Raw genomic sequence first — 11,158 nt, 5'->3', positions numbered from 1 at the left:
GCGTCATACAAAATTCAAGAAATGTTGGGCACAACTTCCAACTTAGATAGCATCAAAGCCTTTGAGCGTATGGAAGAAAAAATTTTGCGACTAGAAGCTCAAACACAAGCTCTTTCCACAACGAGTACGGATAATTTGGCTCAGCAATTTGCTTCTTTAGAACAGGCTGGTGATGTTGATGCAGAACTAGCATCACTCCAAAAGCAGCTTTCCACTGAATCACAAAAAAGACAACAGCTACCTAAAACTCCAGATTGATGAAGATTGGGCAATGATCCAACTTGGAGTTTATCTTAAAAAATAAGAACACTCTCAGAAGCGCCAATCCAAACCGAAACGATTACATTGAAATAAGTAGCTATGAAATAGTAAAAAAGCTAACTACCCAACGAGGCGCGTAAATCACAAGAGGAAAAACAAAGTTATGGGATTATTTGATCGCATTAAACGAGTCGTCAGTGCTAACCTCAACGACCTGGTCAGTAAAGCCGAAGACCCCGAAAAAATGCTGGAACAAGCCGTTGCAGAAATGCAGGAAGACTTGGTACAGCTAAAACAGGGCGTTGCTCAGGCAATAGCAGCCCAAAAACGGACTGAGAAACAGTACAATGATGCTCAGAACGAAATCAATAAGTGGCAGCGCAATGCCCAACTGGCACTGCAAAAAGCAGATGAAAACCTAGCAAGGCAAGCACTGGAACGTAAAAAAACTTTTACTGACACATCAAATGCACTCAAAGCCAGTCTAGATCAACAAACTACTCAGGTTGAGACTCTCAAGCGCAACTTAATCCAACTGGAAAGCAAAATTTCTGAGGCAAAGACCAAGAAAGAAATGCTCAGAGCAAGGATTACGGCAGCAAAAGCTCAAGAGCAACTTCAAGGCATGGTGCGTGGTATGAATACCAGCAGTGCTATGGCTGCTTTTGAACGCATGGAAGAAAAAGTTTTGACACAAGAAGCCCGTGCCCAGTCAGCAGCCGAGTTGGCAGGTGCAGATCTAGAAAACCAATTTGCAGCTTTGGAAAGTAGCGATGTTGATGATGAATTGGCAGCTTTGAAAGCGCAAATTTCAATACCCGGAGGTTCACCAAATCAACCCCAACTACCGCAACAAACCACTCCTCCAAAAACAAATAAGAATGAAGTGGTTGATGCTGAGTTGGATTCGCTACGCAAGCAATTGGATCAAATGTAATTTTTACGACAAGCGCTTTCATTTGGGTTCACCAGAAGCGGATTTATACTACTTTCAAGAGAAACCTTGATAATCTTTTGTGTTTTTGACAAAGAGTTTATCAAGGTTTTTGATACATTGGCTCAAGACCACAAGGTTGACCAGGGATAAATAACAGAGTATGTTAATGTCCTCAGATTGGGATAGAGTAGTCTGTGGGCAAGTTATGATTAATGGGTATTGCTGGAGAGTGCAATGAGCAGCAGTGTTGTAACCATAACTGATGCTGAGTTTGAAACCGAAGTGTTGAGAGCCAATAAGCCTGTATTAATTTATTTTTGGGCTTCCTGGTGTGGACCTTGTCAATTGATGTCGCCACTGGTAAACTCCGCAGCTACCACCTACAGCGATCGCCTGAAAGTGGTAAAAATCGAAGTTGACCCTAACCCAGTTGCAGTCAAGCAGTACCAGGTTGAAGGTGTACCAGCCTTTAGACTTCTTCAAGGAGACAAACTTTTGGCATCCGCTGAAGGAGTCATCAGCAAAGACAAATTACTCAGCCTCTTAGATTCTCATCTAAATTAGTCATTGGTGAGCCAGCACTGCAGGAGGGGAGCCAGTGCGTTGCGGGGGTTCTCCCCGTTGTAGCACCTAGCGTTTTCCCACCGTAGGTGACTGGCGTTCGCCCTTGGCGTGCGCTTTGCGCATACCCGAAGGGTCGTTAGTCCTTAGTCTTTAGTTCTTTGCTATTGACTAAGGACTAAAGACAATTGACTTAGGACAAAGGACGAAAAATGCAGTTTGCTAAACGTATACAACCCCTGCAATCAAATGTATTTGCTGATATGGACAAAGCCAAGACAAAAGCTTTGGCTTGTGGACAAGAGTTAATAGATTTGTCACTGGGGTCTTCAGATCTATCACCTGAGGCGCACGTCATTGAGGCGATCGCCCAATCTTTACACAACCCAAGTACCCACGGCTACTTACTATTTCACGGGACTCAAGTTTTTCGCCAAGCAGCCGCAAACTGGTATACTGAAAGGTTTGGTATTCCCGTCAATCCAGAAACAGAGGTACTGCCCCTCATTGGCTCCCAAGAAGGCACAGCACATTTGCCTCTAGCAGTCCTCAACCCAGGAGATTTCGCTTTATTGCTTGATCCGGGTTATCCCTCCCATGCAGGGGGAGTTCACTTGGCGAACGGTCAAATTTACCCAATGCCAATACGGGCAGAAAACGGGTTTCTACCTGTGTTTACAGATATTCCGACGCCTGTATTAGCAAAGTCGCGGATGATGGTCTTAAGCTATCCTCATAATCCAACTGCGGCGATCGCACCACTATCTTTCTTTAAGGAAGCAGTTAGTTTTTGTCAACAACACAATATCGTCCTAGTCCACGATTTCCCCTACGTTGATTTGGTCTTCGAGGAAAGTAACGACTCAGAACTAGGAACCGAGAATTGGGACAGATCCCTTGCTCCCTCCATTTTACAAGCTGATCCAGACAAAAGCGTCTCAATTGAGTTTTTCACCCTCTCCAAGTCATACAACATGGGCGGCTTCCGTATTGGCTACGCCATCGGTAATGCCCAGTTAATTAATGCTTTACGCCAGATAAAAGCAGCAGTTGATTTTAATCAGTATCGGGGAATTTTGAACGGTGCTATTGCTGCCCTGACAGGTCCACAGACTGGAGTCAAAACCTCTGTTAACACCTTGCGCCAACGCCGAGATACCTTTGTCAGCGCTTTACACCGTATTGGTTGGTATGTTCCCACGCCCAAGGCAACAATGTATATTTGGGCAAAGTTACCAGAACGGTGGAGTCAAGATTCGATCGGATTTTGTACTCAGCTCGTAGAAAAAACAGGCGTAGCAGCCTCACCAGGTGCAGGCTTTGGCAAATCTGGAGAAGGATATGTCCGCTTTGCCTTAGTGCATGATACACCAGTATTGGAAACTGCTGTCGAGAGAATTGCAAAGTTTTTATAAGAAAATTTCTTAAAGTAATAAAAGCAGAAAGCCCAATACTTACAGCACGCTGCGCTTTGCGCTTACGCTTGCGTGCGCCTTGGGCATACGGCTAAAGCCCAGTGGGAGTGTCAATGTGAACAGTGAATTATCCTCTTTGCAAGTTCAAGATATTGGAGAGCAAGGTCTTTTAGCAAGATTGCAGCGCTTTTGTCCTCCAGAAATTATCGGAGATGATGGGGCTGTGCTTTCTACTGAACCAGGACAATCTTTGGTAGTCACAACTGATGTGTTGGTTGATGGTGTCCATTTCAGTGAAATCACGACTTCTGGTGAAGATGCTGGTTGGCGCGCCGTTGCTGCTAACTTATCAGATATAGCAGCAATGGGTGCAACTCCCTTAGGAATTACTGTCGGACTAGGACTCCCTGGCGAGGTTGCTGTCAGTTGGGTGGAGGAATTATACCAGGGAATGACACAATGCTTGCAAAAGTACAATACCCCAATTGTTGGTGGTGATATCGTGCGATCGCCCACAACCACGATAGCCATTTCCGCTTTTGGTCAAGTTGACCCCTTACGTATTATTCGCCGTACAAAAGCGAAAGTGGGAGATATGATAGTTGTCACAGGTGTTCACGGGGCATGTGCTGCTGGCTTACAATTGCTGCTGCATCCTGAGTTAGGGCAAAACCTGAGTGATAGCGATAGCGAAGCGCTGCTGCTTTCAGCAGATCGCACAGTATTAATTCACGCACACCAAAGACCCAAACCCCGACTAGATGTCTTACCAATTCTATGGGAAATTCTAGACTCTTATACCCCACACTCTGTAGCTGGTATGGACAGTAGCGACGGCTTAGCAGATGCTGTGGTGCAAATTTGCCGCGCCAGTGGTGTTGGTGCTGTCATTGAACGCACTCAAATTCCTTTACCAAAACAATTCAATCATTGGCTGACACAAGAACAAGCCCTGGAATATGCCTTATACGGTGGCGAAGACTTTGAGCTAGTACTGTGCTTGCCAAAAGAGCAAGCATATGCTTTTGTACAACAGCTTGGTGAGGGCGCGGCTATTGTGGGAAAAATGACAGATGGATCAACAGTCATTTTGCATGACCAAACAGAAGAATACCCCGACCAAGTTCTCAATCTTGATCGGGGGTTTCAACATTTTAGTCATTAGTCATTGGTCATTGGTCATTGGTAAAAGACTGTCTTATATAGCAATACGGTTCAGTTAGTAATATTTAGTTTTGTAAAATCCCCCAACAGAGTTAAAAAACTTGCTTAGTTCCCTCCTTTTTAAGGAGGGCTAGGGAGGATCAATCCTTCACTGAACGGTATTGTTTTATATAGCGCTTCTGGTGTCGCATGCAATACAGACATGTAGAGACGTAGCCCTGTGGATTTGCTAGTCGCCTGCGGGCTACGTCTCTAAATTATTCGTAGTAGTGTATGTGATTCAAATGAGAACCGCCATAGTGAATGAACTACTTAGTCCATTTTTGGGCTACTAACTCTGCCAAGTCAAGGACTCGCTGGCTGTAACCCCACTCGTTGTCATACCAAGCCATGACTTTCACTAAATCGCCGCCCATGACAAACGTCAAGTTAGCATCAACAATTGAAGAGGCATCAGTACCTTGATAATCGGATGATACCAGGGGGAGTTCGCTGTAATCCAAAATGCCTTTAAGTTGACCTTCGGAGGCATCTTTGAGGGCTTGATTGACTTCTTCGGTAATGGTAGGTCTTTCAACCTGGGTCACAAAGTCCACCATCGAAACGTTAGGGGTGGGTACGCGCAACGCCACGCCATTCAGCTTACCTTTGAGGTCTGGCAGTACCAATGCTACAGCTTTTGCCGCACCTGTGGAGGTCGGCACAATGTTGATGGCTGCAGCACGTGCCCGCCTAACATCACGGTGAGAGGCGTCTAGCAAGCGTTGGTCACCAGTATAACTGTGAGTGGTCGTCATCGTGCCTTTGATGATACCGAATTTCTCGTGCAACACCTTAGCAATGGGAGCCAAGCAGTTGGTGGTACAGCTAGCGTTACTGATGATGTTATGTTTTTCGTGATCGTAATCGTGATGATTTACGCCAATCACAAAAGTCCCATCTTCGTTCTTTCCAGGGGCGGTGATTAGAACTTTCTTTGCACCAGCGTTAAGATGTTTTGTTGCCCCTTCTTTGGAGGTGAAAACCCCTGTTGCTTCGATAATTAGGTCAATTTCCCAGTCTTTCCAGGGCAAGTTTTCTGGGTTGCGGTCGGAGACACACTTAATGGTTTTACCGTTAACGATGATTGAGTTATCATCGGCAGTGATGTCAACATCCTTTAATTTCCCTAGCATCGAGTCATATTTGAGCAGGTGAGCATTGGTTCTAGGGTCGGATGTGTCGTTAATGCCGACAAGGTCGATATTACTATTTTGTCTACCTACCCAGCAACGTGCAAAGTTACGCCCGATGCGCCCGAAACCGTTGATTGCAACTCTAATCACAGCGTCTTGCCCTCTGTTTACTTATACTTAACAAAAGCTACTGATGACCCCGATCATACCGCAAAGGGGGGAGTATTTATAACTATAAAGCTTTACATTATAAAAAAATAAATATTTTCTTCCTACCTGTTTGTATACAGGTTGTGGTTATCAATATAAGCCCCAACTCCTTGGTGGAACTAAATAGGGAATTGATTGGCTATCATAGAAAAGTTTGTGAATCAGATTTGATGAAAATATTACTACAGCCTGATGCAGTAACTACTAGTCTGTGCTAGAATTTTGCTTTACAGTTTTTTGCTGCACAGTGTTGCACATTAACTAACCTTAAGCTATGTTCTCACAGCTTGGCAGTCAAGGTGCAATTAACCAATCACACAATTGTCCTAATTTTTCTCAACGGTACCAATGACGTAAGGTTTGAAATGTTCACTTCACCAATAATCTAGTATCAGTGAGTATTGGGGTAATCAGCAGACAAGGCAATCAGGGTGTTCATAGCATCACAAATCCCAGAAAAAGTTTTCAAAAACGAGTGATACAGTCAACCATCTGTTGTCTGTAGTCGTTCGCTGCAATATATCTTTACGATAAGGCTTTTATCAAGGCACTTATACGACTCGTTCTAAAAGAACTTCGTCCAAAGCTGTCAAGGCTCGAACCATGTCTTCCTTATGGAAGTGGATCAAAAGTGCCTGCAATAATTGCTCATTGCTCTATTCACTTACGCTTAGGCTTTCTTCAATTTGCAAAAACTTTATTTACCAACTTATGATTATAGCAAATTTTAGCGGTGCAGCAAAAAACATATATTTACAATGACGATTGAGAGTTTCCCGATTTAGCTTGAACTTTCAGAATAATCATAATATCTGTTAAGAAAGAGAAAAAATGACTAACAAAGGTAAAATCGATTGGAATGGGAAAAACAATAGTGAAACAAATAACTTATCGGTTATAAAAATGGTACAGAGGCAGTATCAGTAAAAATAGAATTCCTGTTATGATACGCGTGTCATTTAGGATGATTGTGTGGTGTGGTGATAGAGGATAAATCAATGAAAGATACAGTAGAGTTTGGCGGTAGACCATTTCATTTCATTGGTATTGGCGGCATAGGTATGTCTGCTTTAGCATATGTGCTAGCAAAGCGTCATCTGCCAGTATCTGGCTCAGATCTTCGTCCAAATCATATTACTCGACGTTTAGAATCTATCGGTACTCATATTTTTGGTAAACAAGAGGCAAGCAACCTCGAATTTTTTCGTCCTCATTCTCACCCTAGTGAAGTAACCTTAAACACTCAAGAAGAACTATCTGCTTTCAAAAAAGCAAAACTACCTCAAGTTGTTTGTTCAACAGCCATTAACACAACTAATTTAGAGTACAAAGCAGCATTAGAATTAGGTTGCCCTATTTTCCATCGGTCTGATGTACTGGCAGCATTAATTACTCAATACAATAGTATTGCTGTTGCAGGAACTCACGGAAAAACGACAACAAGTAGCATGATTGGTTACATGCTACTTGAAGCAGGTCTTGATCCAACGATTTTAGTAGGTGGAGAAGTTAATGCTTGGGAAGGCAATGCCCGACTAGGGCAAAGTCAGTATTTGGTAGCAGAAGCAGATGAATCAGATGGTTCTTTGGTGAAACATAGCCCAGAAATAGGTATTATCACTAACATAGAGTTAGACCATCCCGACCACTACGACACATTAGAAGAAGTGGTGGAAACTTTTCAGACATTTGCAAAAGGCTGTAAAACTTTGGTAGGCAGCATTGATTGCACGACTGTACGCGATCGCTTACAACCAGCAATTAGCTATAGCCTAAATCCTGATTCTGCTGCTGACTACACTGTCACCAACGTGGACTATAAAGCCGATGGCACCACAGCCCTTGTATGGGAAAGGAGCAAGGCTTTGGGTGTGTTGAACTTGCGCTTACTCAGTAAGCACAACCTCAGTAATGCTCTAGCCGCAGTGGCGGTTGGTCGGATCTTGGGCTTAGAATTTGCAGAAATAGCTAAGGGTCTTGCGACCTTTGAAGGCGCAAGACGGCGTTTTGAATTCCGGGGTGAAGTTAATGGCATCACTTTTATTGATGACTACGCCCATCACCCTAGTGAAATTCGTGCTACTCTTGCTGCTGCACGCTTACAGGCAAGACCAGGGCAGAGAGTTGTTGCTATCTTCCAACCCCATCGCTATAGCCGCACGCTTACCTTTTTAGAGGAATTTGCTCAATCGTTTAGTCATGCTGATTTAGTTGTCCTGACTGACATTTACAGTGCAGGCGAGCCAAACTTGGGGCAAGTTAGTGGTGAAAAACTTGCAACTGAGGTTGCAAAAGAGCACCCGCAGGTAATATATCAACCAACTTTAGCCTCAGTCTGCGAGTACTTACAGCAAACTCTGCATTGTGGAGACTTGGCGCTGTTTCTGGGAGCTGGGAATATTAATCAAGTGATTCCCGAAGTCATGGCGACACAATGTCCACCGGCTAAGGTAACCTCTTAAGGAAAGTTTTTTATCCCAAAACCGGAGTACAACTTTCCGTACAAGTTGGTTTCCCTTATTCGCATAGTGTCCGTTTAGCAATAGTTACATGGCTTTTCATTGGTGTCGTCTTTTTACGGCATACAAACATCTAAATTCAGCGCATTCTAAAAGATATGACAATATCCCAGGCAGTAGCAAATGTCTGCAAAGTTGCTGGTATGACAAATAGCAGGCTCATAAAATCTAATAATTCCATCGAAAGTAAAGAAATTTATTTACCTGGTACTGATTGCGTTATTAAATCTCAAGTAACGCTTGCAGCGTATACTTCATACAGAGTCGGTGGACCTGCTGAGTGGTGTGTTGCCCCTCGAAACTTAGAAGCTCTGCAAGCCAGTATTCAGTTTGCGAAAGCACATGAATTACCAGTAACAATACTAGGAGCAGGTTCTAACTTGCTCGTCAGTGATTGTGGGATACCAGGTTTAGTTGTTGTGACTCGTCATTTGCGTCATAGCCATTTTGACTCAGAAACAGGTCAGTTAACTGTAGCTGCAGGAGACCCAATTCCAAGCTTAGCATGGCAGATTGCAGAGCGGGGATGGCAAGGATTTGAGTGGGCTGTTGGTATCCCTGGAACTATTGGAGGTGCCATAGTGATGAATGCAGGTGCACACAATAGTTGTATCGCAGATATATTAGTTAATGTTCAAGTACTTTTGCCAGATGGAACTTTAGAAACTCTCACCCGTGAACAGTTGAACTACAGCTACCGCACCTCTATCCTCCAAGGAAGCGATCGCATCGTCACCCAAGCCACTTTTCAACTCCAGCCAGGGGCAAACCCAACAGAAGTTTTAGCAGCTACCAAACAACACAAAGAGCATCGACTAAACACTCAACCCTATCACTTGCCTAGTTGTGGTAGTGTGTTCCGCAATCCAAAACCTCATGCCGCAGGCTGGTTAATTGAACAAACAGGTCTCAAAGGCTACCAAATTGGCAAAGCGCAAGTTGCACTACGGCATGCTAATTTTATCGTTAACTGTGGTGGCGCTAGTGCTTGGGATATTTTCAATCTCATTCACCATGTCCAACATCAGGTACAAGAACGTTGGTCTATTCCGTTAGAACCAGAAGTAAAAATGCTAGGAGAGTTTCAAGCTGCTTGATGAACCAAGTTTTATGAGAAAAATATAACTTTTTCTCCCCTTCTTCATAAAACAAGGAGAAGTTTATTTACAAGAGCACGAAATATTTCTTATTGGTAGCCCGCTTGCGCGGGCTTTATTTGTGTAGAGGCAGTTTTTTTAATGACTCATATCATGTCCGTTCAAAGAACCGTCATTGCGACCGAAGGGAAGCAATCCCAAAACCTTGCGATTGCGTCGTTTCACTTCGTTCCACTCGCAATGACATATTAAGGGTGATTTGCCGGACATCATATCAACAACTTTCTTCGCAAATTGTCCAATGCCGTACACGCACTCAGGTGGCGAATTAAAGACCGACCTCGCCCTGCACCAAAATGATATTCAAAACTTTGCACTTGTTCATTCGGTCCAGCTAACCCGACATAAACCAAACCAACAGGCTTAGTCTCCGTACCACCTGTAGGTCCAGCAATACCAGTAATACTCAATCCCCAAGTCGTCGAAAGACGCGACCGCACTCCCGCAGCCATTTGTTCTGCAACAATAGAACTGACAGCCCCATACTTTGCCAAATCTTGTGAGTTAACACCCAGAAGCCCTACTTTTACGGAATTATCATAAGAAATAATCCCACCCCAGAAGTAATCAGAACTTCCAGAAATCTCCGTTAACATTTGCCCTAATCCGCCACCAGTGCAAGATTCTGCCACAGAAAGGGTTTCCCCTGCACCACGCAACAACTCACCTACTACTGAGGCAACGGTGTCATTATCTGCACCATAATAATCTAACCCCGCAATATCTTTAATCTGTTTCTCAATGGGGGCTATCAAATCCTGTGCTTGTGATTGGGAAGCAGCTTTAGCAGAAACTCGTAATTTTACTTCTCCTTTACTGGAATAAGGTGCAACTGTTGGGTTAGGCAAGTTGAGATAAGGCGCGACCTTTTCTGCTAGTGCGGATTCCGCCACACCCCAAAACTTTAACATCCGACTGTAAATAATTTCTTTACCCCAACCTTGACTTTTGAGAAAAGGTACAGCAGTATCCTCCCACATCCGGTACATTTCACTGGGCACACCAGGAAAGGTGAAAATCGTTAATCCTGAACGAGGCTGCCAAATAATACCGGGTGCTGTTCCTGTAGGGTTTGGCAAAACTTCAGCACCTTGGGGTATCAAAGCTTGCTTGCGGTTGCTGGCGGTCATAACCCGACCGCGTTGAACATATTTCTTGGTAATATCTTCAATAATGTCTGGACGTTCTACTAAAGGAGCACCAAAAAAATCCGCAATGGTTTCACAAGTCAAGTCATCTGGTGTCGGACCAAGACCTCCAGTAAAAATCAAAATTTCCGCTCTTTGACTTGCAATTTCTATAACCTGTTTTAATCTTGTTGGGTTATCTCCGACTACGGTTTGATAGTAGTGGGGAATACCTAGCCCAGCTAACTGCTGTGCCAAATATTGAGCATTACTATTAAGGATATCTCCTAACAGGAGTTCGGTTCCAACACAAATAATTTCTGCACTCATAAAATAGGGAATTGTTTCGTTTGGTCGTCAAAATATATCATTGAATACCAAGTTGCGCCTCAATAACTCACTCCTGCCCCTCTCCTTATTAAGGAGAGGGGTGCCCGTAAGGGCGGGGTGAGGTGACGACAACCTGCTGCGGGAGGGGCGAGCAAAAGATTAATTGACAAAAAAAAGCAAACGTGATATCCAAATCCCCCACCTTGCGGCAGGGGATTTTGATGACTGACCTACGACTCGCAACCGGATCAACCAAACTTACCAGCAGTAGAGGCAATCAGGAATGCTGCGTAGGTAAAGAC

9 protein-coding genes are annotated in these 11,158 nt (G+C 43.9%); 7 read left to right on the top strand and 2 right to left on the bottom strand.

Translation table 11 applies throughout. The features are described from left to right. From DP116_RS29615 to thiL, 5 genes are all read left to right on the top strand, one after another. Positions 1-258 (top strand): PspA/IM30 family protein (locus DP116_RS29615; RefSeq protein WP_369333957.1); only part of this gene is annotated, 258 nt, incomplete at its 5' end. A 166-nt stretch (positions 259-424) separates the two neighbouring features. Then, positions 425-1,198 (top strand): PspA/IM30 family protein, encoded by a 774-nt coding sequence (locus DP116_RS22615; protein WP_169157316.1) that lies wholly within the window; start codon positions 425-427, stop codon positions 1,196-1,198. Positions 1,199-1,432: 234 nt separating this feature from the next. Further along, positions 1,433-1,762, top strand: coding sequence for a thioredoxin family protein (locus DP116_RS22610; RefSeq protein ID WP_169157315.1), 330 nt, complete (start codon positions 1,433-1,435; stop codon positions 1,760-1,762). A gap of 209 nt (positions 1,763-1,971) precedes the next feature. After that, positions 1,972-3,174: an LL-diaminopimelate aminotransferase gene (locus DP116_RS22605; protein ID WP_169157314.1), complete on the top strand. Its 1,203-nt coding sequence runs from the start codon at positions 1,972-1,974 to the stop codon at positions 3,172-3,174. A gap of 115 nt (positions 3,175-3,289) precedes the next feature. Then, on the top strand, positions 3,290-4,339 hold the full coding sequence (gene thiL, locus DP116_RS22600; RefSeq protein WP_169157313.1) for a thiamine-phosphate kinase: 1,050 nt from the start codon (positions 3,290-3,292) through the stop codon (positions 4,337-4,339). Positions 4,340-4,646: 307 nt separating this feature from the next. Here thiL and DP116_RS22595 read toward each other — a convergent pair whose 3' ends face one another. Beyond that, complete coding sequence (locus DP116_RS22595; RefSeq protein WP_169157312.1) at positions 4,647-5,663, bottom strand: type I glyceraldehyde-3-phosphate dehydrogenase; 1,017 nt, start codon at positions 5,661-5,663, stop codon at positions 4,647-4,649. Between the two features lie 1,058 nt (positions 5,664-6,721). Here DP116_RS22595 and murC point away from each other — a divergent pair. After that, positions 6,722-8,185, top strand: a complete 1,464-nt coding sequence (gene murC, locus DP116_RS22590; protein WP_169157311.1) for a UDP-N-acetylmuramate--L-alanine ligase — start codon at positions 6,722-6,724, stop codon at positions 8,183-8,185. A gap of 155 nt (positions 8,186-8,340) precedes the next feature. Then, positions 8,341-9,339, top strand: a complete 999-nt coding sequence (murB, locus tag DP116_RS22585; RefSeq protein WP_169157310.1) for a UDP-N-acetylmuramate dehydrogenase — start codon at positions 8,341-8,343, stop codon at positions 9,337-9,339. Between the two features lie 269 nt (positions 9,340-9,608). Here the strand turns inward: murB and DP116_RS22580 are convergent, their stop codons facing one another. Beyond that, positions 9,609-10,856: a competence/damage-inducible protein A gene (locus tag DP116_RS22580; protein WP_169157309.1), complete on the bottom strand. Its 1,248-nt coding sequence runs from the start codon at positions 10,854-10,856 to the stop codon at positions 9,609-9,611. Positions 10,857-11,158 lie beyond the last annotated feature (302 nt).

The organism is Brasilonema bromeliae SPC951, assembly GCF_012912135.1.
Classification (GTDB): Bacteria; Cyanobacteriota; Cyanobacteriia; order Cyanobacteriales; family Nostocaceae; genus Brasilonema; species Brasilonema bromeliae.
The sequence above is the reverse complement of the archived record's forward strand: the minus strand, read 5'-3'. Positions and strand labels throughout refer to the sequence as shown.

Coding starts and splice junctions, on each gene's coding strand:
- DP116_RS22615 (WP_169157316.1), top strand. CDS start 425: ATGGGATTATTTGATCGCATTAAACGAGTCGTCAGTGCTAACCTCAAC.
- murC (WP_169157311.1), top strand. CDS start 6,722: ATGAAAGATACAGTAGAGTTTGGCGGTAGACCATTTCATTTCATTGGT.
- DP116_RS22580 (WP_169157309.1), bottom strand. CDS start 10,856: ATGAGTGCAGAAATTATTTGTGTTGGAACCGAACTCCTGTTAGGAGAT.
- murB (WP_169157310.1), top strand. CDS start 8,341: ATGACAATATCCCAGGCAGTAGCAAATGTCTGCAAAGTTGCTGGTATG.
- DP116_RS22610 (WP_169157315.1), top strand. CDS start 1,433: ATGAGCAGCAGTGTTGTAACCATAACTGATGCTGAGTTTGAAACCGAA.
- DP116_RS22605 (WP_169157314.1), top strand. CDS start 1,972: ATGCAGTTTGCTAAACGTATACAACCCCTGCAATCAAATGTATTTGCT.